The organism is Kangiella shandongensis, assembly GCF_020005365.1.
Taxonomy (GTDB): domain Bacteria; phylum Pseudomonadota; class Gammaproteobacteria; order Enterobacterales; family Kangiellaceae; genus Kangiella; species Kangiella shandongensis.
Genome location: NZ_JACNML010000003.1, coordinates 185,643 through 212,181, shown reverse-complemented (window position 1 = coordinate 212,181; position 26,539 = coordinate 185,643). Strand labels below are relative to the sequence as shown.

Genomic DNA, 26,539 nt, shown 5'->3' with positions numbered 1-26,539 from the left:
TGTGAGCGAAAATATCGTTTGGCATCAGCATCAAGTCAGTCATCAGGATCGTTGTCAGCAAAAACAACAAAAACCTTGCGTCTTATGGTTCACAGGGCTGTCGGGTTCGGGAAAGTCAACGGTAGCTAATGCCGTTGAAAGCCTTTTGTTTGAGAATAATAACCACAGTTATTTATTGGATGGCGATAATGTCAGGCATGGCTTAAATAAGGATCTGACTTTTAATGATTCTGATCGAGTAGAGAATATTCGACGAATCGGAGAGGTGGCGAAGCTATTTACAGATTCAGGACTTATCGTTCTGTCTGCATTTATCTCGCCGTTTCGAGCGGATAGGCAGCAAGTTCGTGACTTGTTCCAAGATGGGCAGTTTGTCGAAGTTTTTGTGGATACGCCACTAGAAGTCTGCGAGCAGCGGGATCCTAAAGGGTTATATAAAAAAGCTCGCTTAGGTGAAATTAAGAATTTTACTGGTCTGGACTCGCCCTATGAGAAGCCGGACAAGGCAGAAATTCATCTAAGGACTGATGGAAAACCTGTAGAAATTTTGGCCGAAGAAGTGATAGGTTATTTGCGGCAGAGTAAGTTCATTAGATAAGTCTGCTTCTGTCGTTTAAGAACTCAGATTAATAAGAAAATTACTCTAGTACCTTATCAAATGTATGTGACACCTATATACTTTGTTGTATAAATAACCGACAACCTAGTCTGGCACTGTGGGAGCCGAAACCCAGGAGCGGTAGCTTACCTGTCATCAGCTCAGATTGGATATATTTGCTCTAAATTCAATTAGTCGTGTCGATAATAGCGAGGAACAACAAAAGTATTTATGTCCAATGTAAGTACGCTGACCCTAAGGAAGAGGCCGATTCAGAAGGTATATGGCCCTACAACAAGCTGTGTAATCAATGAAGAAGATTCTGTAGTTTGAGTAAATCTGTCTCCCTTCTTTTAAAAGCCATACCGACTGGACTTAGTAAAGCTATTGCTATGTCCGGAGCAATAGTACTACAGTGGGTTTTGGCGCAACACCTAACTCTTGCTGAGGTTGGCAACTTTGTCACTTTACTGGTTCTGCTGGCAGGGCTATCGGTAGTCTTCCGCTACGGGGCTGATCAACTATTGTTACGGGAGGGTGGCTATTATTACAGTCAGGCTGATTTCCGTAGTCTGTCGGGCATTTTTTCACATCTTTTTAAATACGTCCTCAAAAGAGGGCTCCTTCTCACTGTAGTCTTAAGTCCCATTCTTATTTATTTTTTAGTTCCTGCTCTGGAGCTGTTAACAATTCAGGCCTCGTCAGTCTTTATATTGATAGCACCTTTTTATGGTTTACTGATGCTAATAGCAGCTTTACATAGAGCATCAGAGCGGCATTTAATAGCACCTCTTTGGGAGCAGGGAGGTGTATCGCTAGTTACAACGCTAATACTCATACTGCTTTGGCCATTTGGTGTGATATCTTTTAACGTAGCCCTCGTTATTTTATTATCGATCATATTAGCTTTAGTGGTTCCTTACGGTTTTAAGGCTTTTAAGAATATTGATGGCAACACTGATATTGATAAAAATGTCAAAAGAGATTTCGGCTGGATTCAAATGTCTTCCTTTATTACTCAGTGGGGAGTTGTCCTGGTCCTGGGCGCGCTAGGCGAAAGCGAAGAAGTGGGTTTGTTAACAACCAGTTTACGTATAGCAATGCTGGTAAATTTTATACTAATAGTATTTAACAGTTTTTTAGGCCCGAAGTTTGCAAGCTATAGTTATACTAACCAAATGAAAAAATTGAAGATGTTGGCAAAAAAATCCTCGTTAATGATGTTCCTGATAGCATTAATACCATCTTCGATTTTATTTTTTGCTTCTACTCAGGTTCTAGCTTTATTTGGAGAAGAATACATTGCTGGTGCTTTAATGCTGAAAGTATTCGTTATAGGCCAGTTATTTAACGTATTCACAGGATCAGTCCTAGTTTCCTTGAATATGACGGGAAATCAAAATTATGTCAGGAAGCTAGTGATGAGCACAGGTGCGGTAACCTTAGTTTTAATCATACCTGTTGTGGTTTATGGGGGAGGTTTGGGGGCCGCGATTTTTATAGCGGCGGTTAATATCGCATCAAACCTTATTGGACTAATAATTGCCAAGCGTAAGCTTGGTTTCACTACATTGCCAGTATAGGGTGTTACTGTGAGCCTGAAAGATTATATTAAAAGCAAGTCAAGTCAGAGACAGTTGGCCCTTCTCAGAGCGGGCAAGAGTTTTATACGAGATAGAATTGATCCGTATCCCTATAGACGATATACCTCGCGACATAAGTGTATCTTTATCCATATTCCGAAGGTTGCTGGAACTTCCATTTTAAGGGCTTTGGGACATAATGGTTCTCGGGATCATGCTACATATAGGGAATATAAAGTGGCGAATTCTAGTAAGTTTGAAAAGTATTTTAAGTTTACTTTCGTTAGAAACCCGGTAACAAGGTTTGAATCTGCTTTCCGCTATTACAAGAGTGGTGGGAATCAGAGAAGCACCGACGAGTACTTTTTCAATATTATTAACCAATATAAAATGTCTGCTGACGACTTCTGCGAGTTTATAGCTGATAAGCAGCATTATATTTACACCCCTATGTTTTGGCCGCAAACCCTGTATTTTTTAGAAGTTGGGGAAAGCTGCCAAGTAGATTTTATAGGCAGGTTTGAGTCTATAGGTGAAGACTTTAATTCTGTGCTAACAAAACTTGGGGTAAAAGGTAAGTTAGAACGAATTAACCAGTCTGGAAGCGATATTAGTGGCAAGGTAGTGTTGAGTAAAAACTCAGAGTCAATAATACGTGATATCTACCAGCATGATTATGAATTTTTAAATTATGAATGATACTTGTTTTACCGGGCAATCCCTACTCGTATGAAAATTTTAGTGTTGTGTGAGCAATATAGCTCAGAAGGTGACGTTTATCGTATGGCTTGGGCTCATACCAGGAATAGGGAGTACTTAAAGCGTGGTTGCACTGTCGATGTACTGAACTTTAATGCAAAAAGTGATTACAGCTATCAAGGCATCAACGTATATACAAAGAGCAGCGCTGGTTATAATTTATTACAGTATGACCTTGTCATAAGTCATGCTCCAAATATCAAGAATCACTATTTCTATATACTGAAAGCCAAGTTCAAAAAAATCGTATTCTTTTTTCATGGTCATGAGGTACTCTATACTGAAAAGGATTATCCTAAGCCATATTATTATCGAAGCGCCAGTTGGTTACGCCGATTATCAAAAACTATTTATGACTGGACAAAGATAAAGCTTGTTAAGAGACTCATTCACAAGGTCATAGGAGATAAGTCACACCTGATCTTTGTCAGTGAGTGGATGAAGGATCAATATGAGAAGAATATCGGCGTTAAGCTATTACCAAGTAAGTACAACTGCATACCTAACCCCGTGTGGCATGATTTTGTTGATAACCGTCATAGACCTCCTGTATTCGGCAATAAAATTAAAGTAGTCACGTTACGAAAGCTTGATGAGTCTAAATATGCGGTTGATTTGGTGGTTCGTATAGCAGAGCAAAACCCAAATGTTGAGTTTCATATATTTGGCAAAGGTCAGTTCTTTAAACATTTCGATAAACCGGATAATGTCATCCATACACCTCAACTTGTTGAGCAGCATAAACTGGCTGATTTTTTCAATAATTATCATTTGGCATTATTACCAACTCGGTACGACGCTCAAGGTGTTCTAGCTTGTGAAGCGGCAACTTACAATATGCCACTGATAAGCTCTGATATAAGCGTAGTTAAAGAGATGCTTGCCAGGTTTCCCCATGTCTATTTAATGAATAATGACAGACCTGAGGATATAAATATTAAGAGTATTTACGACAAACTTAAAAATAATGTCATGTCTGGTTTTTACTTCGCTCCGGAGAATACGGTAAGTCGTGAGCTCGAGGTATTTGAAAGGTTTACCCATGAGTAGAGTGTTTATTGTCGGGGTTGGACGTTCCGGGACATCTTTGTTGCAAAGTATCATAGCATCCCACCCTGGTGTTGTGGCAATACCGGAGACAGGCTTCTTGAGAAGGTTCATATACATGAAAGGTGGCGAACCTATTAACTTCAAAGATGATAAGAACTTACAGCGCTGTCCCAGGTTTATGGAGGAGTTAGGTGATATTGATAATCACCAAGGTAATATTCAGCTATTACAAGCCTATAAAAGATTTACCAATGCCGATACCGGTAAGGTAGTATTAGATAAAGATCCCCGCCTGGTTGAATGTGTCTCGCTTCTTAAAAGAGACTTTCCAGACGCTAAAATTATTAATATATATAGAGATCCGAGAGATGTTATTGCCTCTAAGAAAAAAGCATCCTGGTCCTCAGGCCGAAGCCTTTTAAACTATTTAGTATCATCTCGAGTTCAATTGGGTGATGCAAAAAAAGCAGATAAGATGGAGTGGCAATATTCAATTAAGTATGAGGATTTAATTTCAAAGCCCGAGATGCATATAAAACAGATTTGCAACTATCTTGGGTTGGACTATTCTGCTGATATGCTGGATCACACGAAGGCTGCAAAAATGCTAGTGCAAGAAGATGAGGTGAACTGGAAAAAAGAAACATTGAAGCCTATCAATCGATCAAATACATCAAAATGGCTACATAGTCTGACGCCTCTTGAAGCTCTTTGCTCAACTTATAATGACCATCAGTTTATAAAAAAGCATGATTACAATGCTAAAGTTCCAAACGCTACTATGAAGCAAAAGCTATTCGCGTTTTTTATTGTTTCAGTGAGTATTGTTGCTGCAGGTTCATACAGGCTGATCAGGAATTATAAATATTGGAAAGCGAGAAAATAAAGTGGGCTTTGACAGTTTATTATCACCTATAGAAGGCAAAGTTGTCTTGATAGACGGTAGAAAGTTATACCGCGGAATAGCTGATAGAGTTGAAGTTTCTGATGACAATGGTAAGACATGGACTGTATTCGCTAAATTTAAGACTTCGCCTCCAAAAAATATATTAGTAAGGAGCCATTTTGCTAGTAGGCTCCTAAGGCTGGGGTTGCAGCACTTTGTAGCTACTGATGATGGTTACTTCTATGCGATTTTTAATCGACAACTCTACAAGTTTAACCAAGATGGTATCGTTATTTCCGGTCCTGAAGACATTCAGGGGGGAAGGCCCTTATGCGTTGCTGTACAGGATAACAAATTAATATATGGCGCTTACTCTTCCAATGGCGATCGTCAGCCGATGGACTTATTCTGCTACGACGGTAATGAGCATTATAGCCTATATAAGTTTCAAGGAGTCAGGCATATCCATGGTGTTTTTAATGACCCTTATACAGGAGCGCTTTTCATTACTACGGGGGATTATGGTGATGAGGCGGGTATATGGAAGTACACCAATCGAGAGTTAAGTAAAGTTATCGGAGGAAACCAGCAGGCTCGAGCGGTTCAATTACTATTCGATGAGCAGTATATATATTATTCGACTGACACTCCGCTCGAAAGTAATCATATCTATCGTATATCAAGAAATGATTCGTCCGTATCCCTGCTGGCTGATGTCGATTCATCTGTTTTTTATGGATGCAAACTAGGATCTTATAAGTTTTTTTCCACTGTTGCGGAGCCCAGTGAAGTTAATACTTCTAGCTATATTCAGCTTTGGGGGTGTCTCAATGACGCTCCTTGGGGATTGTTAACTCATTACAAGAAAGATATTTTATCTATGAAGTATTTCCAGTATGGTCAGTTAATGTTTCCCCACGTAAAGAAAGAGGGGCAATTTCTTGTTTTTTATAAGCTGGGCGTCGTCGGTTCTGGTCGAAGTTATATCATAGCGCTTGATGCTCTAAAAGAGCACTTGGAGCCGTAAAGGTTTACAAGCATTCTTAACTAGATCAGACAAAATCTTATGAAGCGTTTCTTACTTTATTACCACACTATCAAGCACTTAAAGTTGAAGCAAATTTTGTTTCAACTAAAGTATCGATTGATTAAACCAAAAATAAAATCATGCAGCCGTGGTAAGGTGCTTCGACGTAACCTACAATTATCTTTTCCTGTCAGGGGAAAAGCTAGCTGGAACTCAGAGTATAATGCCAGTTTTTTAAATCAAACCAAACTTGTTAATACAGAAAAAAAGTGGGACGTTAATGCGTCAGCATTATGGCTGTACAATTTACATTATTTTGATGATTTAAATGTTGCTGAATCAGCTAAAACCGTCCCCTTTTATTCAAGATTGATAGATAACTGGATATTAACTGTCAGCCATGACTCTCACTCGGTAGCTTTAGATCCCTATCCAAGCTCATTAAGATTAGTTAATTGGTGTAAGTACATTTGGCGACATAACATTAAAAATGAAAACTGGAACCGGTCGATTTATGAGCAGTCAAACCTGCTAGCCAGAAAGTTAGAGTATCACTTGCTTGCTAACCATTTGTTTGCAAATGGCAAGGCATTGATTTTTGTCGGTGTATTCTTAGAAGAAAAGCTTGGTCGTAAATTGCTTGGTTTAGGGCTCAACATCATAAAACAGCAGGTAGCAGAACAGTTTTTACCTGATGGTGGCCATTTTGAGCGCTCCCCGATGTATCACAATATACTGCTATGGGACTTATTGGACTTAATCTTTTTAGCAAAAAAGTCGCAAGGTTTAATAACGGAGTCACATATAAACATATGGCAAGAAACTGCCGTTAAAGCTCTAAACTGGATGGATGCTATGGAGCATCCGGACGGTGGGATCGCTTTTTTTAACGACTCAACACTAAGTGTGGCTCCAACCGGTGAAGAAATCAAGAGTTTTGCTAAACTTTTAGGGTTAGAAGCTAATTGGGGAAAGAATGCACCTGATAACGTATTTTATCTTAAAAACTCAGGATTCATTTCTGTTGTCAAACCACTCTATAAACTGATTGCTGATATTGGTGATGTATCCCCCAGATATCAGCCGGGACATTCTCATGCAGAAACTTTGTCGTTTGAACTTTCAGTGAGGGGGAAAAGGGTATTTGTTAACAGCGGGATTTCGCAATACGGAAACGATGCTAAACGACAGCTTCAAAGAGCTACAAAGAGTCATAATACTCTCATTCCTAATAATTCTAATTCATCCCAGGTCTGGGGAGGTTTTCGGGTTGCAAAGGCATCTAAGGTTGAACAGGTGTCAGTAAATTCTGAGGAAAGTGTGATTGATTGTACTATCCGTGGCTTTTGGGATTTAAATAGAAAAGGGAACAGCCATAACAGAAGGTTTAGTATGCATGAAGATGGCTTTTCTATTTATGACAAGATTTCAGAGGATGGTTTGAGTTGTGTTGTTATTTTTAAACTCCACCCGGATATTAAAGTATTAAAAAACTCCGAGGATTCAGTATTGTTATCCGTCGATGAACATGCTGAAATTAGTATGAGTACAGAGGGCGGTAAAATCAAAATCATTGACTCCACCTGGTATCCTTCCTTTGGTCATGAAGTGCCAACAAAAACAGTTTTAATTAATGTTGACGCCCAGAATCTAGAAACCAATATCAGAATTAATAATGCCAGAAACCAATAATCAAGAAGTCGCTTTTGTTACAAGCTATCCACTTAGCTGTGAACCAGTAGTTAAGAATCGATTGGCACCCTATATCGCTTACATGAAGTCACAAAATTTCAAGGTGTCATTATTTTCAACAGATAACGAGGATCTGTCGGGAGCGCTTGGCGTTAAACATATCAGAGTCAGTAGAGCAAAAAGGAGCAGACGATTCATAAAGCGGGCATTTCAGGAGTTTGTAGAAGCTAGCAGATTATTAAAGAAAGTGAAACAATCAAAAATAAACACTTGTGTCGTTACTATCCCGTCGATGTTTCTGCTATTTCGTCTGAGTATAATCAAGGACAACACCATTTACCTGGATATTAGAGACCTAACTTGGGAGTATTTGAGTAACTCATCTCTAATACAAAGGCTATTTAAGCTATTGGCGCGCTATATAACAAAAATTAAGATTAGTATGATTGATGGTGTCGCTGTTACAAATAACACTGAATATCAATACGTTAGGAATAAACTGAAAGTTGATGAGAGTAAAGTTTGTTTTGTCCCAAACGGAGTTGGTCGCGAGCAATTCACTGTATTAAATAAAGCTTGTGCTGTTGATAGTGATGATACTGTAGTTTCTTACATCGGTAATATTGGTATTGCTCAAAACCTTACAGTGCTTATCGATGCCGCGTACCTGTTGCCCCATGTTGATTTTTTGATAGTCGGAGATGGAACCGACAGGGAGCGAGTGCAGACATATTGTGATAGTAAAGGTATAAAAAACGTTACCTTTACTGGAAGAGTGCCGTGGGAAAAGGCCATTGATTACTATAGCAATACGCACATTTTATATGCCCAATTAGATGAAAAGTTTTCTGGAGCAATTCCTTCTAAGCTATATGAATACCTTTCAACAGGAAAATACGTACTGTATGGTGGGAAAGGGGAGGCGAAAGAAGTTTTAACCGGCTTTGAAAATAACACTGTTATCGAACCGAATAACGTCAATGAAGTTGTTAAGGCTATCAACCATATCACTAAGCTAAGTCTGCATAGTGTCCGCTCTGACAAGAATAAAGAGATGATCAAAAAACATTATATAAGAGAAGATAATGTAGAAAGTTTTCTTAAGAGAGTGGCTGTTGGAAGGGAAAACGGACTAGAGGATATGTGAGTGTATTTAAATATGCAAGAGTCTGAGCTTCAATTATTAAGCACGAAAAAGGTTCTTATTACTGGTGCTCGTGGGTTTGTAGGACGCCATCTCTTAAAGGTTCTTGATCGTTTTTCGGTTGATTATAAATTTATAGTTCATGAGCGTACCGCTGGTAAAGGTCATGAGAGAATGATCGAAAGGGACAGTGTTATCAGTGAGCACTTTGATTGTATTATTCACTTAGCTGGCATGGCTCACATCCAAAGCTCAAATAATCAATCCGCCTATGAAAAGTTTTATGAAGCAAACGTAGCTTATGCTAAAGAGATGTTTGATAAGGCCCAAGAGGCTAACATATCTCGTTATATTTATATCAGTACAATTGGTGTTTACGGTGTATATAGTTCGCAAGAGATGATTACAGAGGAGCATGAGTTACACCCTGCTGTAGCTTATGCAAAAAGTAAGCTGGAAGGTGAAAGGTTAATCAAAGAGCTTTGCTTAGAGAATAATATAGACTTTGTCATCCTTAGACCATCACTGGTGTATGGTGAGGGGGCTCCGGGTAACTTACAGAGATTACAAAGAATATGCAGTAAAAAGTTGCCGCTCCCTTTTGGTTTAGCTAATGAAAAGAGAACGATGGTTAGTGTTAACAACCTGGTTTCTGCTATTTTAAGATGTTTACACCATTCTGCAGCCAAAAATAAAATCTTTAATGTCGCAGATGATATCGGAGTCTCTACGAGAGAGGTCTGTAATTACTATCGAAGCCAGTCAGGCAAAAAGTGCTATCTTATTCCGGTACCGAAGCTGGTTACTAAAGTCCTCTTATCACTATTTGGTCAAAGAATGCTATATAATCAGGTTTTTGGCCCACTGAGTATCAGTAATAAAAAAATTAAGGACGAGCTTCAGTGGGTACCACCGGATAGACCTTCGGACTTTTTTCTACGTTAACGATACTTACTGGTAATATAAAAGCTCCATTATGACTACAGGCCCTATATTCGTGATTCGATGCATTGATATTATTTTATCTATACTTGGTCTTGTTTTACTGAGTCCAGTACTGTTGTTCATTGTACTGATCGGTTTTTTTGATACAGGCTCTCCAGTATTTAAACAGGAAAGGGTCGGCAGATATAAAAAACGATTTACCTTGTTGAAGTTCCGAACAATGAGCCCCGGAGCTCCGTCTGTGGCAAGTCACCTTGCCCAGTCCAGCTTAATAACACCTTTTGGTTCCTTCCTGCGTAAAACAAAGCTGGATGAAGTGCCACAGCTTATCAATGTACTGCAAGGAGATATGAGCCTCGTTGGACCGCGACCCTGTTTATTTAATCAGCAGGAATTAATAAATGAACGAGATCGGCTCGGAGTGTTCGAGTATCGTCCAGGGATCACCGGCTTAGGACAAATTAACGGCATAGACATGTCTACACCAAAGAAACTAGCGGAAGTTGATGCTAGAATGCTTACAAGCTTAAATATTCGGGCTTACTTTAAATATATAGTGTTTACGGCTCTAGGGAAGGGGCAGGGGGATAGAGTTATAAATGATTGAATGGATAAGCAAAAAAATGTTTGCGTTAGGTCGTGTATAAAGGCGGAGTGGTATGAGGATCTTAATTGAGTCGATGTTTGATAAAGCCCTTACTTTGGAGCGCTCAACCAAAAAATTTATCCTTTTTTTCTTAGATGTGATTTTAATATCTATTTCCTATTACCTTTCTGTGGGCTTATCGCGAAATAACATTATATTTGACCTTGGTATTCTGAATATTTTCCATTATGCAGCGGTGCTGCTTAGTACTATTGTTCTGTTATATATTTTTAACTTGTACCGAGAAGTAACACGTTTCGTCAGTTTAAATGTTCTAATAACCACAGCAATAAGCTCCCTCCTTGCGGGTGTGTTGTGTTTTGTTAGTGGCTTAATTTTATCCACGACATATGCCGGCGTTGCTACATCAATCATTTTCGCACTCTTACTTTGTACAACTTTGGGTGGACTCAGGCTTATTATAACCTCTTATTTTAGTAGTCGATTAAATATACATAAAAAGCGCGTTCTTATTTATGGTGCAGGCTCTGCTGGTCGACAACTGGCAACTTCATTGATGAGTGGAGGTGAGTATTTCCCTATGGCATTCATTGATGATGACAAAAGTCTCGAGGGTGCTTCTATCCAGGGCATAAAAATTTTTGATTCGTCAAAATTAAAAGAGCTGGTCTCTGATAAGAGTATTGATAAGGTATTACTAGCGGTTCCAAGTATTTCAAGAGCAGAAAGAAAAAATATTATTAGTAAAATTGAAAGAGCTGGAGTAGCTGTCCAGACCATCCCTGGTATGGCAGATATCGTATCCGGGAAAATGAAAATTGACGAATTTCAGAATGTTGATATCGAAGACTTATTAGGGAGAGACCCTGTTCCTCCTATTTCGGAATTACTTGAGAAAGATATAAGTAGCAATGTTGTAATGGTAACTGGAGCAGGAGGCTCTATTGGTTCTGAGTTATGTCGTCAGATAGTAAACTTAGAGCCTTTAGTTTTAATTCTATATGAAGTATCAGAATATAGTCTTTATGCAATTGAGGAAGAGCTTCATACCTTTTGTGATAATAACTGTTTGAGTGTGCAGATTAAGCCGATCCTTGGCTCCGTTTGCGATAGATTTCGTCTTCAATCCGTTATGAGCCACTTCAAGGTAGATACAATTTACCATGCTGCCGCTTACAAACATGTCCCCATGGTTGAACTAAATGTTCTAGAGGGCATCAACAACAATATTTTTGGCACCCTCAATACCGCAATGGCAGCAGTTGAGGCCGGCGTAAATAGTTTTGTACTAATATCTACAGATAAAGCAGTTCGGCCTACTAACGTTATGGGGGCGACTAAAAGAGTTGCTGAATTAGTGCTTCAAGGTTTAGCCTCGAAAGAAAGAGACATTTGTTTCTCTATCGTGCGGTTTGGAAATGTCCTTGGCTCATCGGGCTCGGTTGTTCCCTTATTCAAAAAGCAAATTAGGAACGGTGGTCCACTAACGGTGACTCATCCCGGTATAACACGCTATTTTATGACAATACCAGAAGCTGCACAGCTCGTGATCCAGGCAGGTGCAATGGCTAAAGGAGGAGATGTATTCGTCCTAGATATGGGGGAGCCTGTGAAAATTGTTGAACTTGCTGAAAAGCTAATACTGCTAATGGGGCTTGAGTTAAAAACTGAAGAAAACCCAGATGGTGAAATCAGTATCAAATTTACCGGATTAAGACCTGGAGAAAAGTTATACGAAGAGCTATTGGTCGGTTCTAATGTTGAAGGTACGGTTCATCCGCGAGTTATGACGGCTAGAGAGAGGTTTTTACCTTGGGAAGAACTCGACAAGTACCTGATTAAGTTAAAAATTGCTTGTCAAAATAAAGATTACCAGGTTATCCGAGAGATTCTTGGAGCTTTACCAACTGACTTTAGCCCCACTGAGAAATTCTCCGATTTGCTTTGTGATAAGGCGTCGGTGAACGATGAAACTATTATAGCTATGAAAAAAGGTAACGATCTTTGATCGCGTTTTTAATACCAGTTCAGGCATCATTCCAATTTTATACTTAGCAAACTTTGCTTCGTACATGATTCATCTACACAGTTATTCTGATTTCATACTGAAAAAGTTTCGCTTTTTTTTGAGAAGAAAGTGCTGCAAACTACTATAAGGGGCATACTCTATATTATAAGAATTTCTACTTGCAAGACGATAAGGTTGTGGTAGAATTCCCGCACTCAAAATAGTCGCGTAGCTCAGTTGGTTAGAGCACCACCTTGACATGGTGGGGGTCGGTGGTTCGAATCCACTCGCGACTACCAAATATCTAAAAAGCCGTGCTTGTCACGGCTTTTTTGTATTTGATATATACGGATGAGAACCACCGAAGGTGGTTTAACAAAGTGCGAAGCACTTTGAGCAGACTTCAGTCTGACCCGAAGGGCGAGAGCTGACAGCCCGGGTCATCCACTTGCGACCACTATGGTTGGTGGGAGTGTAAGAAAGGCAGGAGCATTTTTGTCAACTACCAGATTTAAAAGAATGCCGCTTTATGTGGCATTCTTTGTATCTGTAATCAGTAAAAAGCCCGCGTAGAGCGGGCCTTATCGAAAGTTTACTTAGTTAACTTTAATTGATAATAACCGGAGCCGGAGTAGGAGTAGACTCTTACTCTATAGTAGCCGGCGTTAGCAGTGTAGTTGATAGATTCTTCTGAGCTGTAGGATTGAGAGATACCAACCAGAACCCAGTCGTAGCCATCCCATTGCTCTAGTCGCATATCAAAGTCGGCATTGCTGGGGCCCGACAGCTCAAGGCCAATGGTTCCTCCATCATAGTAGAACCAACTGCCATCAGGTTGGATCTGAACTTCGTGATGATAAAGGTAGCCGGAATAGTACTCTTCAATAGCTACTTCATCACCAGCCTGGAAGCTGGCCGTTAAACCTAAGGCATTGATTTCCTTAATCGATAAGCCTGAATGGCTACCATCTGACCACCTGGAGTTAGTCCCTGCGGCTGTGTCGCTGTTAGGTGTTGTATCGTCAAAACTGCCTGATTCAAATAAGTCGGTATTGTCGCCATGGTTTAACTTATTTTCAGGATCTCGGTTACCATCGGCGTGCTCCAGCTGTACGAAAGGAAGCCATTCATTGTTATTATTACCATCAGGGTCGATATGCCAGATGGCTAGACCTGAATCAGGCTGGTATTCGTTTTGACCGCTTTGGTGGATATTTTCAATATAGAAAGCTTCATTTTGACGTTGTGGGTTAGACCAGCGATATAAACTATGACTCTCAGAGGTATGACTCAATTCACCTTGGGGGGCTTCTGCATTAAGTTCAGGATTAAGTTCAATCACTGAGTCCCAGCCTGCAAGATAACGAAAGAAACCATTAGGCGGTACAGGCTTGGTTATCGTGTGCTCACCAACAGAGCCCACACCCATTAGACCAAAACCAGCAACTGAGCCATTGGAAGAACCGTCATAATCATATAAATCAGGCCAACGAGCTAACAGGTGACCGGTTTCATGAGCAAAGACGCCAATCTTCAGTTCATTCCCCATATTTGATATCTGGTATCGATCAGTGCAAACATTGTCAGCACAGAAGCCAGGCTCTAATCGTGCCATATGGGGCCACAGCCCTCGTGACCAGGCGCTATCTGTTTCACCTGCATAAAGGACATTCAGTCCCATGATACGGCCGTTGTCATCGGTGGTCAGCGTTGAAAAGTCGAAACCTTCTGTATTCTCCAGCCAGTTCAGGGCTTCCAGAGTTAATTCACGCCCTCGTATGTGTGACTGGTAGTTATCATCCGTATAGTAAGACTTCTCATGTTTTGCGGTGTAGTAACGAGTTACCGTATTGGTGTAATCCAGTTTGCCACCAGAAACAGCCTGGAAATAGCCTCGAATGGATGAATCGTTGCCAAACTCTGTGTAGTTTAGATCGTTAAGAAAGCTATCGACCTGAGATTGTGTCATGCTGCCAGCTTCGTCCGGGAACTGGACTATAATGGTCAGGCCGCGAACAGCTCCGGAAGCTAAAGAGGCTCTTTGCTTTGCCTGCTCCATGGGGGACAGTAAGCTAACGCTTTTCTGCTCGGTTTCCGAGCCAAGTTTTGTATCCTTGCTTTCGCTGGACTCTTCTTCTTTTGACTCGGTTGACATGCCGCGACGTCGGATATAACGGTTACCGAAAGGGTCATAGTCACTGGACTTTACCAGCTCCCCCGTTGATATCAGCTTGGTTCGTGCTTCATTAACCGTGGCGTATACCATACCACCAGCGGTTTCGTCGTACATCACCAGTTCGCCGGTTAAAGCGTGCTGCTCTGCGAAATAGTCATCCCCGTTAGCGATAATAGTAACAACATCACCGTTAGGCTGAGTGTATTGATATTGATATTCAATGTAGGGCCTGCTTGCTAATGCTCCCTGACTCCATATCAGGAAGGCTACCCCCAGTAGCATTTTTTTCATCATTATGATTGCACCTTAATTTTTGAGCTTTCCTTTTAAAGCGAGAATTGACCGTCATTATTTGATAAGGATTTACTAACTTTTTGCTTACGAAGTATGCAGAAAAAGCACGGTCAATTAATGCGAAATTAGTCACATACCGCGCCCGAGTATAACAAAACAGGGGGAAATATCACTTTTTGATCAAATTTTAGCCAAGAGATAAGAGCAGTTCTTTAATTCTGTTAATCACTGGTTTTATCTTTATATTCACACAAGTCTTCAATGATACAGGAGCCGCAGCGAGGTTTCCGTGCTGTACAGGTATAACGTCCATGCAGAATCAGCCAGTGGTGTGCATCAAGCAAAAACTCTTTAGGGACGAATTTAAGCAGGGCATCTTCAACCTTGCGAACGGTTTTACCTGGGGCGATTTTAGTTCGGTTTGAAACGCGAAAGATATGTGTATCGACAGCCATGGCGGGTTGTCTGAAGGCTGTGTTGAGCACCACATTAGCAGTTTTTCGACCGACGCCGGCTAAGGCTTCCAGCTCTTTTCGATTATCCGGCACGACCGAGTTATGTTTTTCAATTAAATCCTTGCAGCAGGAAATGACGTTTTTGGCTTTGCTGTTAAAGAGGCCAATGGTTTTGATGTATTCCTTTAAACCCTCTTCACCCAGGTCGTAGATAGCCTCCGGCGTATTGGCCACTGGATATAGTTTTCGAGTGGCTTTATTCACGCCAACATCCGTCGCCTGCGCGGACAGTATGACCGCGATTAACAGTTCAAACGTTGAGTTGTACTCCAGTTCAGTTTGTGGATTTGGGTTGTGTTCTCTTAAACGCTCAAAGATTTCTTGCCGCTTAGCTTGATTCATTGGTAACAGTATCCCCACTGATATTTTGACTATTGGTTCGTTGTTTTGTTTTTTCTGCGGCTCTAGAGTCTATCGTATTTTTCAGTGCAATCAATATACCCAGTGCAACAAAGGCTCCGGGCGGCAGGATCGCAAAGAGGAACTTAGCGTCCGTTAAATAAAATGATACTTCAAGAGAGGAGGCCCAGTCGCCTAGTAATTGTTCGGCTCCTGAGAAAAGTGTGCCTTGACCAATTACTTCTCGAAGAGCTCCCAAGGTGCATAGCACCGCGGTAAAGCCGAGTCCCTGCATTAGCCCGTCCAGTAGGGATGGGAAGAAGGTATTTTTTGAAGCAAAAGCTTCGGCGCGGCCGATAATGGCACAATTCGTCACAATCAGCGGGATAAAAATTCCCAGTGTGAGATACAGATCGTAAGTAAAAGCATGCATCAACAGGCCAATATTGGTCACAAAGCTGGCAATCATCATGACAAATATCGGTATGCGGATATCTTTAGGGATAAAGTGACGCACTAAAGACACTGAAGCGTTAGAGCCGGCCAGAACCAAGAGTGTGGCGAGCCCTAATCCTAGCCCGTTAATAAAGGTATTACTGACGGCCAGTAAAGGACACAGACCCAGCAACTGGACCAGAGCGGGGTTATTATCCCACAGACCGTTCTTTATGATAGTTTTATTTTCTATATCACTCATAAGGTTGACTCAGCTTCGGGATTTGCAGTTTCAACGCCGCAATTAGTAGATGAGCTGAACAGGGTTGCTTTGTGTTGCTCAAAATATTGTAACGTTTTAGCGACCTGTTCGACTACGGCTCGGGGAGTAATAGTTGCGCCGGTAAAGGCATCGAATACACCACCATCTTTTTTGACCTGCCACTGCTCAACGGGAGGGGTACCCAGCGACAATCCTTCGAAGCTTAAAACCCAGTCACTTTTGTTAACGTCAACTTTGTCGCCTAAGCCTGGCGTTTCTTTATGATCCGTTGCGCGGACACCGGCCAGGGTGCCGTTATGATAAATACCAACGACGAGACTGATGTTACCGCTATAGCCGTTTGGCGCGACAGTTTCCATTACTACCGCTACAGGCTGTTGCTCCTTGCGCATGCGATATACCTCAAGTGGAGTCTGGTTGCCCAGTTCGGAGCCGGTTGGGATAAGTGTACAGTCATGATGCACATCATTATCATAGGCGGATGCAGGCACCAGTTGATCTAAGGTGCGTGCCAGTGCTGCTTTCATTTCGCTGGCAATAGTGTCTCGAGTAATAAAGTAAGTAACCGCAATTAACCCCACGCAAACCGCCGCGAAGATTGCCAGGATCAGGCCGTTTTTGCTAATGACTTTGGCTAACATCAGCGAAGCTCCTTAGCTTTATTGGCATGTCCGTAAGTGCGGGTTTTGGTGTAGTAATCAATCATCGGTACCGCCATGTTCATCAGGAGAACGGCAAATGCTATGGCATCAGGATAACCACCGAAAGTTCTGATAAGGATCGTAATAGCACCTATTCCGAGTCCGAAAATCCAGCGACCTTTAGGTGTGGTAGATGCCGTGACTGGGTCCGTTGCGATAAAGAATGCTCCTAACATCGTTGCCCCGGCGAAGCCATGGAACATCGGGAATAGGTACTGATCACTGTTAGCAAAAAACAGTGGCAGGGAAACGATGCCCATACCGAGTAAGACGGAGAGAGGGATCTGCCAGCCAATGACCTTCTTCAGGATTAATGCCAGGCCACCGAGTAAAAAGGTGAGATTAACCCATTGCCAGCCAACACCAGATAACCCTTCAATAATTGGGGCTGACTCAGCTTCAGGAAGACGGTAGCCTTGCGCCAGTTGCGTTTTGATATGGTCCAGAGGCGTCGCCATGGTGTAGCCATCGACTCCTTGTTTGAGCATATCAACTGTCGCCGCATTTGAAGCTTGTCCGGAAAATATAATACTGATGGTATCGGCGACACCAACCGGGTTGGCAGCTAATTCCTGTGGTGGTAACCAGGTGGTCATTTCCAGCGGAAATGAAATAAGCAACAGAACATAACCGACCATTGCAGGGTTAAAGATATTATTACCCAGACCACCGTAGACATGCTTGGCAAAAACGATGGCAAAAGCAGTGCCTAACACCGTCATCCACCAAGGTAACAAAGGCGGCAAAGCAAGCGCTAATAACCAGGCGGTAACAAAAGCGCTGCCATCCCACAGGATGGGGGCGACAGGGCGTTGGCGGAGCCGGAGAATGAGGCTTTCTGTGGCTAAAGCCGTTGTACAGGCGATCATGATATTGGCGATAACGCCAATTCCAAAAAAATAGACCAGGGCAAACACACCGGGTAGCGTGGCTCCAACAACCCAGAGCATCATCTGGGTGACCGAGTTAGTCTTTTTATCGTATGGTGATGATAATGCTTTCATGCATAAACCCTTATGATTCTTCCCCGGAAGCTGAGTCGTCTTTGTCATCAGCCTGCTGCGCTTTTTTCTTCGCCTGCACGCGAGCTAAAGCCGCCTGTACGGCAGCTTTCTTCTCATCTTTCTTGCCCGCTGCCTCAGCCGCTTTTTTGCGAGCTTCGGCTGCCTTACGATGTTTTTCAGCCTTTTCACGTTTAACACGCTCCAGTCGTTCCTGGCGAGCTTCGTGTCTCTGTCGGGCCTTTTCCGCTTTGGTTTTTTCTATCTTGTTATTTCGAATCGTCGACTTGGCGTAGCGGTAATACTGTACCAGAGGAATATGGCTTGGGCAGACGTAGGCACAGGCACCACACTCTATGCAGTCAAACAGATCATACTCTTCAGTTTTATCAAACTCATCGGCTTGCGCGTGCCAGAATAGCTGCTGAGGCAGCAGCGAGGCGGGACAGGCATCCATACAGGCACCGCAGCGGATGCAGGGCAGGGCTGGCTCGCTTATCCCCAGTTCGCCTTCTGCTGACATGATAATACAGTTAGTGGCTTTAACGATGCCAACATTTGGGCCCGGTAATTCGAAGCCCATCATGGGGCCACCCATGATGATATGTTTGGGTGACTGTGCATCGGTTTGAGTGATTAGGTGCTCGACCGGAGTGCCAAAGGGAACCCAGTAGTTCCCAGGCTTTTGGCAGGCGTCGCCAGTCAGAGTCACGAGCCTCTGGATTAGCGGTTTGCCCTGATAAAAAGCCTCGTAAATTGCAAAGCAGGTACCAACATTGTGCATCACCAGTCCCAGATCGGCGGGTAATTTACCGTGCGGAACTTCCTTGCCAGTTAATAACTGGATTAACTGCTTTTCGCCGCCACTTGGATACTTGGTCGGTACTACGGCAATTTTTATGTTACTCAGGCTTAAGCTCTCGCGGGCCGCTGCTAAAGCATCTATGGCAGCCGGTTTGTTATCCTCAATGCCAATGACAATATTAATGTCGGCATACAGTTTGCTGATGATCTCCGTCCCCTTGAGAACTTCTTCAGCATGTTCCTGTAATAGTTTATCGTCACAAGTGATATACGGTTCACATTCGGCCGCGTTTATAATCAGGGTATGGATTCCATTTTCGCGTTTTAACTTAACGTGGCTCGGAAAAGAGGCCCCGCCTAAACCAACAATACCGCTTTCAAATATCCGGGCCAGCATGGCCTCACGATCAAGTGAGTCAATGTTGGTTTGTGGGCTGAGTTCGCGCCACTGGTCTTCGCCATCGGGCTGAATCACGATACAGCGATCGCTCAAGCCTGACGGGTGGGCGATAGTACGATCTTCGATAGCCGTTACGGTGCCTGAAGTCGGGGCGTGTTGATAGCTACTGAAAATACCGTCGCATTCGGCGATCATCTGCCCTTTGAGAACCTTATCACCAACCTCGACCACGGGAATGGAGCGGTTGCCGGCTTGCCCCTTAAGGTTAATAATCAGCTCACCGGCCAGGGGAAGTGTGCGGATTGCCGCCTGATTGGAGCGAGTTTTATGCTCAGTGGGGTGAATACCACCCGGTATTTCATGGATCGGTATCTCAGAGGCAAAGTTTGAACGTTCCACTAGTTAGCCTCCACCTGTTTCACCGGAATCATCTGTTCGGGCTGTTGCCACTTCCAGCTAGCCACGGTTTGCGGTAATTCGATCATATCAATGCAATCCACTGGACAGGGTTCGACGCATAGGTCGCAACCGGTGCATTCATCAATAATGACGGTATGCATTAGTTTGGGAGCGCCGAGGATCGCATCTACCGGACAGGCCTGGATGCATTTAGTACAACCAATACACTCGTCCTCGCGGATATAGGCGACACTTGGAGGCTTTTCTTCGCCACGTTCTTCATCCAGTGGGATCACTTCGCGGCCCAGAAGCTCTGCCAGGGCTTTGACTCCGGCTTCGCCACCGGGTGGGCACTTGTTGATTTCATCGCCGTTGGCAATTGCTTCTGCGTATGGTTTACAGCCCGGGTAGCCGCATTGACCGCATTGAGTTTGGGGCAAAATATCGTCAATCTGCTCAACGATGGGATCGCCTTCGACTTTAAATTTGATTGAGGCAAAGCCCAGTATGGCTCCAAAGACCAAGCCGAGAGCTGCCAGTATGATTACCGCGGTAATTAAATCCATAGGATAACCTTACAGCTTGACCAGGCCAGAAAAGCCCATAAAGGCTAACGACATAAGACCGGCGGTAATCATGGCGATTGACGCACCTTTAAATGGTAGCGGAACGTCGGCTGCAGCAAGCCGTTCGCGCATCGCGGCAAAAAGAACCAGTACCAGTGAAAAACCAACCGCTGCACCGAAACCGTATATTACGGACTCGATAAAGTTATGCTGTTCGTTGACGTTTAACAGGGCAACGCCGAGGACCGCACAGTTGGTGGTAATCAAGGGCAAGAAAATCCCCAGTAGTCGATACAAAATAGGGCTGGTTTTATGAATAATCATTTCGGTCAGCTGCACCATGACGGCAATGACCAGAATAAACGATAGCGTCTGTAAATACTCCATGCCCATGGGAGCCAGAATATAGGTATTCACGATGTAGCTCAGTGCCGATGCCAGGGTCAGAACAAAGGTGGTGGCGACGGACATGCCAATCGCGGTTTCCAGTTTTCCGGACACGCCCATAAAGGGGCACAGTCCCAAAAACTTCACCAACACAAAGTTGTTGACTAATACGGTACCAATAAAGAGCAGTAAATAATCGCCCATGAACAATAAACGCCTTAACGGTTTGTTTTCGTTAGACTTTTGAAAAATCTAAATAGGTCTCTATAGTTCCTATATTATGCTAGATAGCTCGGGTTGAAACAACCTCGGATAAAAGCGTCCCCCGCTTTATTGGTAATCAATGATCCAGGTCATGCGTTTTATTTCAAAGGCTTTGCTACTATTCATTTTATTTCAGTAAATAAATTGCCATGAATTCATCGAAGCCAATGGCCGTGCCAACGAGGCTGGCACAGTCCATTACTCAACAGCTGATCAGTCCATCTAACCTTGGACGTCTGGTGACTGCAGTGCCTAAGATCATCAGTATCAAGTTAACCGAATGGGTGTTAAATAGCCGCTTACAACAGCAGTTAACCGACGGTGAGTTTCAATATCTCGAAGGCAGGACGCTGGGCATTGAAATAAAGGATGCCAAGGTTATGCTGTTAATTGGCTACGACTCATCGAGGCTTTACTGTTATGACATCATTTGCTGCGAACAGGAAACTGAAAGTCAGCTTGACGCTGCACTGGCTATTGATTCACTGAGTGCTATCGAATTAATGCAACAAATGGTGGACCCCGATACCTTATTCTTTCAAAGAAAACTCAGTATTCGTGGTGATACAGAACTGGCACATCGTGTAAAAAACACTCTGGATACACTCCCGCCAGAAACCATCCCTAAGATTGCACGTCAGTTAATGGCGATTTACGCCAGAACGTCCAATCAAACTCAGGAGAGTTAGTTGGTTCGGCGGGTGTTGGCTTTTATTTTTTTGCATCTAAGTAGCATCGACCAGCTCTAAACCAGCTAACTGAAACCAGTAGCCGTTACAATATTCGCGGTTAGTTTTTCCACTGCCTGTATCCTCAAAACCGGTTTCTTTCGAGTTCTGGCGAATGGCCTGTGTCAGACTACGAATAACCTCTAGTGTGGTTTCTGGAGTTACCGGTACAATACGGGCAATGTCGATACCGGATTGGTGAAGTCGCTGCCAGTGATCGAGCAGGTGGGTCACTTTGGCGGACTGGGTTTGAATACCATTGATTTGAGCAAAACTATCGCTTTCACGAGTGTTCACTAAAATACCCTCAATATCTTCCGAGCATTTAAATTGGCAGTTATCCTTGGGTAAACCATGATGCCGTGCGGTAAAGCATCTTGCGGAATAGGCGAGCGGCATTCTACCGAAGATTTGATATTCGAGTTCTATATTCAGTTCCTTAGCGGTAGGCACTATGGGAACTATATCTTCCTGTCCCAGCTCGACTGGAATATTCCATCGAGTCATCCCCAGTCCATGGAGTCGCTTTAAGGTTTGGCTGTTATAAATATTAATGGGGTTGCCTGCAGCAAAGGGGCGCTTTGCTTCGTATGCCATCTGAATGGCCGACATATCATTGGCTTCAATTAGCAAGTCGCTTTGCTTGATGAGGTTACGCAAATAGTTTAATTCTGATTCTGCTTCGAGCAGTGTCATCGTAGAAAGCACGACTTCTTTACCGGAACTCGTGAGTGTCTCGGCAACATCAAGCCAGTCCTTGAGTTTCATGCTTCGGCGCTTTGAGCAGACGGTTTCACCAAGGTAAACCGTGTCGATATCAGTTTGAGTCACATCGGCGTAAAAGGCCTGATACTGGTCTTTGCTCCAGAAATAAGGAACAGCAGCAAGCGAGGTCTTCATAGGCATTTCCTGTCTATTGCCAGCTGCGCTCGTAAGCGCCAATGGTGGTTTGCCTGCCCTCAGACAGGCTGGCGAGTTTATGACGATCGGCTGACGTTGGGGATGCTGTCTTATCTTGGACTGCATCCATTGCGCGTCGCCAGATATCTGTTACTGTGGCGATGTATGCGGGGCTGCGTTGTCTTCCTTCAATTTTTACGGCAGCGACTCCTGCTGCGGTAAGCTCGGGTAAAATATCCATGGTATTCAAGCTCGTCGGCTCTTCCAGCGCATACTCGACATTCCCATCGACCTCAAACCTGCCTTTGCACAGCGTCGGGTAACCGGCATTTTCGTGTGGTTCATACTGGTCTATCAGTAAGTTGTTCAGGCGTGACTGTAATACACCGTCCTGCTCTTCCCAGCGTACGTGAGAAGAAGGGGAGCAGACGCCCTGGGTGTTGGGTGATTCGCCGGTTAAATAAGAGGATAAATAGCAACGGCCTTCGGCCATAATGCACAGACTCCCAAAACCAAATACTTCGATCTCGACCGGAGACTGTTGCGCCAGCTGAGTGACCTGAGCCAGCGATAGCACTCGCGGCAGAACGGCGCGCCGAATGCCGAAGTTTTGATGATAAAAGTTTAATGATTCGAGGTTGGTCGCTGACGCCTGTACCGAAAGGTGAATGGGAAAGCTATCCGACTTTTGCCGGATGTAATCCATTACGCCACAATCGGCTACAATAAGACTATCTATCCCAAGAGCCATCGCTTGATCAACTGCTTGAGCCCATAGCTTCCAGTTTTTCTGTCGGGGATAGGTATTGATGGCGCAGTAAACGTTACACTTGTTATTATGAGCGTACTTAATACCCTGGCTAATGTCTTTAGGTGAAAAGTTAAGACCTGCAAAATGCCGGGCATTGGTGGCATTCTTCATGCCGATATAAACCGCATTAGCACCATTATCGACGGCTTTTTTTAATGACTGGAAGTTACCAGCCGGACAGACAAGATCCATGCTAATCCTCTGTTGGTTGTCTCAGGCGATGCTGAAGGATGATGCTGGCTTTAAAAATTGATTTATAAATCGAGCAGATTTCAGCAGTGTTATAGAGAGATTTATTATCACTTTGTATACGATTCAAAATATCGTGCTCACGTTTTGCATCGTAAGCTTGTTGTTTTGCTGCCTGCTTTATCTGGTTCAGCTTATCAATTTCAATTGCTCGCTTTCTTAGTACTTCCAGTAGCTCAAGGTCGAGTTTATCTATCTGTTGACGGATGGCTTCAAGCGCTTGCATGGTATTGGGTCAGTTATTCTGGATGTTGCTTATTTTATGGGTTTCACTTGGGTGAACCATTGATGTGAGTCAATTTGAATTTAATCTGGTACACCTTTTACTGAGCATCAATGACGGGTAGACTGTCTTCATTCTTTTATAACAACTACCAAAGTTATGAAACTATTAACCAGTATTGTCAGTACCGCTCTTATTGCTTTAGGCTCCGGCGTTTCTTCGCTAAATGCCAAAGAAGGCCCAGCCATTATTGACTATGAAAGTATCCACCACCCTGTGGTCGCTAAGCATGGCATGGTGGCTTCGCAGCAACATCTTGCCAGTGATGTTGGAGTGAGTATTTTGAAGCAGGGTGGTAATGCGGTCGATGCCGCAGTAGCTACGGGGTTAGTCTTGGCAGTTGTTCTTCCGCGAGCCGGGAATCTCGGTGGTGGTGGCTTTATGTTGGTCCATCTGGCAGAAGAAAATAAAACCGTCGCAATTGATTACCGCGAAGTTGCACCGCAGGCGGCGCATCGAGAGTTGTTTTTGGGTAGCGACGGTACCGTTGATAAACAAAAAGCGCGCTTTAGCCGACTATCGGCAGGCGTTCCCGGCACGGTTGCTGGTTTATATCTAGCGCAACAACAGTATGGCACGATGGAGTGGTCTGAAGTTATTGAGCCTGCGATTCGTCTGGCGGAGGAAGGCTTTGTTGTGAATTGGGACTTGGCGAACCAGCTGAGTCGCCGCAGCACTTATATGGGAAAGATCCCTGCGACCAGCAAAATCTTTTATAAAGAGGGTGGTGATCATTATCAAGCTGGTGACGTGTTAAAACAAAACGATTTAGCATGGTCATTGAAACTACTTCAAAAAGAAGGCGCTAAGGCTTTTTATCAGGGTGAGATTGCAAAAAAAATAGTCGCGGATATGGAAAAGAATGGCGGAATTATAACCGCTGAGGACTTGGCTAACTATAAGCCAGTTATTCGTCAACCTCTGAGCGGAGAATATCGCGATCACACTGTCGTAACCATGCCTCCTGCCAGCTCTGGCGGAGTTCACCTGCTCCAGATGTTAAATGTGTTGGAACACTTCCCATTATCAGATTTCGGTGTTGCCACCGCAGATAGTATCAACCTTATGTCTGAGGCAATGAAATATGCTTACGCAGATAGAAGCAAGCACCTGGGTGACACTAACTTTTATGATGTCCCGATTGATTGGCTGACGAGTAAAAGCTATGCTAAAAAAATCGCTGAGAAAATCAGTGTTGGGCAAGTAACAGCCTCAAGTGAAATCAATGCAGGAACAGCTCCAAAATATGAAAGCCCCGATACGACCCACTTCTCAGTAGTCGATCATTGGGGGAATGCGGTTTCCAATACCTATACCCTGAACTTTTCGTATGGTTCTGGCATTGTTGCTGAAGGTACTGGTATTTTATTGAATAATGAAATGGATGACTTTTCTGCGAAACCTGGCACGCCAAACGCCTATGGTTTGATCGGTGGTGAAGCGAATGCTATTGAACCTGGAAAGCGCCCGTTAAGCTCGATGACTCCAACCATGGTGTTTAAGGAGGGTGATTTAAAGCTGGTAACCGGAAGCCCGGGCGGTAGCCGTATTATCACGACCGTATTGCAAATGGTGGTTAACTTTGTTGACCATGGCATGAACGTGGCCGAAGCAACCCATACCCCCAGGTTCCATCACCAGTGGTTACCGGATCGTATTTTCGTCGAACCTGCGATTAACCAGGATACTCGGGAATTGCTCGAAGAAAGAGGTTATGAGTTGTATGATTCGAGAACCATGGGTAGCACTCAATCGATCCAGATAGAAGACTATATTTATGGTAGCTCTGACCCAAGACGGCCCAATGCAAAGGCTGCGGGCTACTAGCTTCCCAGTATCGTTTCGACATTCATCGAGTTCCTTTCTTTTATTTGTGCAAGGGAAAGGAACCAAAGAGAATCGAGCCCGATATTGAGGTTACGTCTAAGCCAGTCCTAAAATATATTCCACACCAGAGTTTACAGCGCGTCTTCCGGAAGGGACCGATGGTCACAACTTTGACTATGTATTGTTGGATCAGATTAGCTCAATCTAAGGGGACAGTTGGCGCTAACCAATGGGTTAGAGTTTTGACACGCCCAGTAGAAGCACGATCTATAGTGAGGAGTTGACCTATACATCATCGCCAATGGTTGGCTCAACAGGTGTAGCACCACGGGCAGGGCCTCCCTCCTTGTGGGGACTCCCTTCGGTCGCCATCAATTTTTCTTCTTTTGAACTTTTGTCTGGCTTTTCTGAATTATTATGAGGCTTCTCTCCATTACCGTTATTTTTACGCAAGTAACGAATCAGTAGCCATATTGATGTGCCAAATAAAAATAGGATACCCCAGATCATGGCAATAAATTTAATGTCACTGAAGAACTGGGCTTTATTACCATCGAACAGCTCGACCATGGTATTAAGAATCAGTGGGGAGTAGGTCTCGACGTTCTCGGCGGGATGACCGAAACACAGGGCTCCAGCCAGCACAATCGAGGTTAAAAGCCACTTCAGCAGGAAGTGTTGCTTACGGAAACTCAACCATACCAGACCTGCCAACAAAAGCGTTAAGCCAATATACAAGCCCCACGCCTCACCATAGTTCTCAAAGGTGGTAATGACGGTTTCAGCCTCAAGCTTCATCGGTTCTGTGGAGTCATTAATCATGGTTTCGCAGCTCTTGTATTAATGTTATAGGTCTTATGGTTAGACAGAGTATCTTA

Annotated in this window: 25 protein-coding genes and 1 tRNA gene; 14 read left to right on the top strand and 12 right to left on the bottom strand. The window is 43.5% G+C overall.

What is annotated here, in order from left to right:
- Position 1: 1 nt before the first annotated feature.
- From cysC to H7708_RS04375, 12 genes are all read left to right on the top strand, one after another.
- Entirely contained in the window at positions 2–598 is a 597-nt protein-coding gene (gene cysC / locus H7708_RS04430) for an adenylyl-sulfate kinase (protein WP_223669264.1), read from the top strand.
- Positions 599–927: 329 nt separating this feature from the next.
- Positions 928–2,181, top strand: coding sequence for a lipopolysaccharide biosynthesis protein (locus H7708_RS04425; protein ID WP_223669263.1), 1,254 nt, complete (start codon positions 928–930; stop codon positions 2,179–2,181).
- A 9-nt stretch (positions 2,182–2,190) separates the two neighbouring features.
- Positions 2,191–2,880, top strand: a complete 690-nt coding sequence (locus tag H7708_RS04420) for a sulfotransferase family 2 domain-containing protein (protein ID WP_223669262.1) — start codon at positions 2,191–2,193, stop codon at positions 2,878–2,880.
- Between the two features lie 30 nt (positions 2,881–2,910).
- Complete coding sequence (locus tag H7708_RS04415) at positions 2,911–3,990, top strand: glycosyltransferase family 4 protein (protein ID WP_223669261.1); 1,080 nt, start codon at positions 2,911–2,913, stop codon at positions 3,988–3,990.
- Positions 3,983–4,876: a sulfotransferase family protein gene (locus H7708_RS04410; protein ID WP_223669260.1), complete on the top strand. Its 894-nt coding sequence runs from the start codon at positions 3,983–3,985 to the stop codon at positions 4,874–4,876. The genes H7708_RS04415 and H7708_RS04410 overlap by 8 nt, the downstream gene beginning before the upstream one ends.
- Before the next feature lie 205 nt (positions 4,877–5,081).
- Complete coding sequence (locus tag H7708_RS04405) at positions 5,082–5,903, top strand: hypothetical protein (RefSeq protein ID WP_223669259.1); 822 nt, start codon at positions 5,082–5,084, stop codon at positions 5,901–5,903.
- A gap of 39 nt (positions 5,904–5,942) precedes the next feature.
- Positions 5,943–7,595: an alginate lyase family protein gene (locus H7708_RS04400; RefSeq protein WP_223669258.1), complete on the top strand. Its 1,653-nt coding sequence runs from the start codon at positions 5,943–5,945 to the stop codon at positions 7,593–7,595.
- On the top strand, positions 7,579–8,742 hold the full coding sequence (locus H7708_RS04395) for a glycosyltransferase (protein WP_223669257.1): 1,164 nt from the start codon (positions 7,579–7,581) through the stop codon (positions 8,740–8,742). Before H7708_RS04400 ends, H7708_RS04395 begins: the two co-directional genes overlap by 17 nt.
- Positions 8,743–9,684 (top strand): NAD-dependent epimerase/dehydratase family protein, encoded by a 942-nt coding sequence (locus H7708_RS04390; RefSeq protein WP_223669256.1) that lies wholly within the window; start codon positions 8,743–8,745, stop codon positions 9,682–9,684.
- Between the two features lie 31 nt (positions 9,685–9,715).
- The gene (locus tag H7708_RS04385; protein ID WP_223669255.1) at positions 9,716–10,291 is read left to right on the top strand and encodes a sugar transferase; all 576 of its coding nucleotides are present in this window, start codon (positions 9,716–9,718) and stop codon (positions 10,289–10,291) included.
- Between the two features lie 73 nt (positions 10,292–10,364).
- A complete protein-coding gene (locus H7708_RS04380; protein WP_223669254.1) occupies positions 10,365–12,299 on the top strand; it encodes a polysaccharide biosynthesis protein in 1,935 nt (644 codons plus the stop codon).
- A gap of 222 nt (positions 12,300–12,521) precedes the next feature.
- A tRNA-Val gene (locus H7708_RS04375) sits at positions 12,522–12,598 on the top strand.
- 293 nt (positions 12,599–12,891) lie between these two features.
- Here H7708_RS04375 and H7708_RS04370 read toward each other — a convergent pair.
- The 8 genes from H7708_RS04370 to rsxA form a co-directional block, all read right to left on the bottom strand.
- The gene (locus H7708_RS04370; RefSeq protein ID WP_223669253.1) at positions 12,892–14,769 is read right to left on the bottom strand and encodes a M6 family metalloprotease domain-containing protein; all 1,878 of its coding nucleotides are present in this window, start codon (positions 14,767–14,769) and stop codon (positions 12,892–12,894) included.
- Positions 14,770–14,990: 221 nt separating this feature from the next.
- Positions 14,991–15,626, bottom strand: coding sequence for an endonuclease III (nth, locus tag H7708_RS04365; RefSeq protein WP_223669252.1), 636 nt, complete (start codon positions 15,624–15,626; stop codon positions 14,991–14,993).
- The gene (locus H7708_RS04360; protein WP_223669251.1) at positions 15,613–16,320 is read right to left on the bottom strand and encodes an electron transport complex subunit E; all 708 of its coding nucleotides are present in this window, start codon (positions 16,318–16,320) and stop codon (positions 15,613–15,615) included. The genes nth and H7708_RS04360 overlap by 14 nt, the downstream gene beginning before the upstream one ends.
- On the bottom strand, positions 16,317–16,982 hold the full coding sequence (gene rsxG, locus H7708_RS04355) for an electron transport complex subunit RsxG (protein WP_223669250.1): 666 nt from the start codon (positions 16,980–16,982) through the stop codon (positions 16,317–16,319). Before rsxG ends, H7708_RS04360 begins: the two co-directional genes overlap by 4 nt.
- Entirely contained in the window at positions 16,982–18,046 is a 1,065-nt protein-coding gene (rsxD, locus tag H7708_RS04350) for an electron transport complex subunit RsxD (RefSeq protein ID WP_223669249.1), read from the bottom strand. Before rsxD ends, rsxG begins: the two co-directional genes overlap by 1 nt.
- Positions 18,047–18,056: 10 nt before the next feature.
- Complete coding sequence (gene rsxC / locus H7708_RS04345; RefSeq protein ID WP_223669248.1) at positions 18,057–19,646, bottom strand: electron transport complex subunit RsxC; 1,590 nt, start codon at positions 19,644–19,646, stop codon at positions 18,057–18,059.
- Positions 19,646–20,212: an electron transport complex subunit RsxB gene (rsxB, locus tag H7708_RS04340; protein WP_223669247.1), complete on the bottom strand. Its 567-nt coding sequence runs from the start codon at positions 20,210–20,212 to the stop codon at positions 19,646–19,648. Before rsxB ends, rsxC begins: the two co-directional genes overlap by 1 nt.
- A gap of 9 nt (positions 20,213–20,221) precedes the next feature.
- A complete protein-coding gene (gene rsxA / locus H7708_RS04335) occupies positions 20,222–20,803 on the bottom strand; it encodes an electron transport complex subunit RsxA (RefSeq protein WP_223669246.1) in 582 nt (193 codons plus the stop codon).
- Positions 20,804–21,012: 209 nt separating this feature from the next.
- On the opposite strand from rsxA, the gene ubiT reads away from it, so the two are divergent.
- Positions 21,013–21,552 carry a ubiquinone anaerobic biosynthesis accessory factor UbiT gene (gene ubiT, locus H7708_RS04330; protein WP_223669245.1) on the top strand — a complete coding sequence of 180 codons (540 nt, stop codon included), beginning with the start codon at positions 21,013–21,015 and terminating at the stop codon, positions 21,550–21,552.
- Between the two features lie 36 nt (positions 21,553–21,588).
- On the opposite strand, the gene H7708_RS04325 is transcribed toward ubiT, so the two are convergent.
- The 3 genes from H7708_RS04325 to H7708_RS04315 are packed head-to-tail and all read right to left on the bottom strand — an operon-like array spanning position 21,589 to position 23,777.
- Positions 21,589–22,491, bottom strand: coding sequence for a U32 family peptidase (locus H7708_RS04325; protein WP_223669244.1), 903 nt, complete (start codon positions 22,489–22,491; stop codon positions 21,589–21,591).
- 13 nt (positions 22,492–22,504) lie between these two features.
- Positions 22,505–23,494 (bottom strand): ubiquinone anaerobic biosynthesis protein UbiU, encoded by a 990-nt coding sequence (gene ubiU / locus H7708_RS04320; protein WP_223669243.1) that lies wholly within the window; start codon positions 23,492–23,494, stop codon positions 22,505–22,507.
- A 1-nt stretch (position 23,495) separates the two neighbouring features.
- A complete protein-coding gene (locus H7708_RS04315) occupies positions 23,496–23,777 on the bottom strand; it encodes a chorismate mutase (RefSeq protein WP_223669242.1) in 282 nt (93 codons plus the stop codon).
- 156 nt (positions 23,778–23,933) lie between these two features.
- On the opposite strand from H7708_RS04315, the gene ggt reads away from it, so the two are divergent.
- The gene (gene ggt, locus H7708_RS04310; RefSeq protein ID WP_223669241.1) at positions 23,934–25,661 is read left to right on the top strand and encodes a gamma-glutamyltransferase; all 1,728 of its coding nucleotides are present in this window, start codon (positions 23,934–23,936) and stop codon (positions 25,659–25,661) included.
- 285 nt (positions 25,662–25,946) lie between these two features.
- Here the strand turns inward: ggt and H7708_RS04305 are convergent, their stop codons facing one another.
- Positions 25,947–26,483 carry a hypothetical protein gene (locus H7708_RS04305; RefSeq protein WP_223669240.1) on the bottom strand — a complete coding sequence of 179 codons (537 nt, stop codon included), beginning with the start codon at positions 26,481–26,483 and terminating at the stop codon, positions 25,947–25,949.
- Positions 26,484–26,539 lie beyond the last annotated feature (56 nt).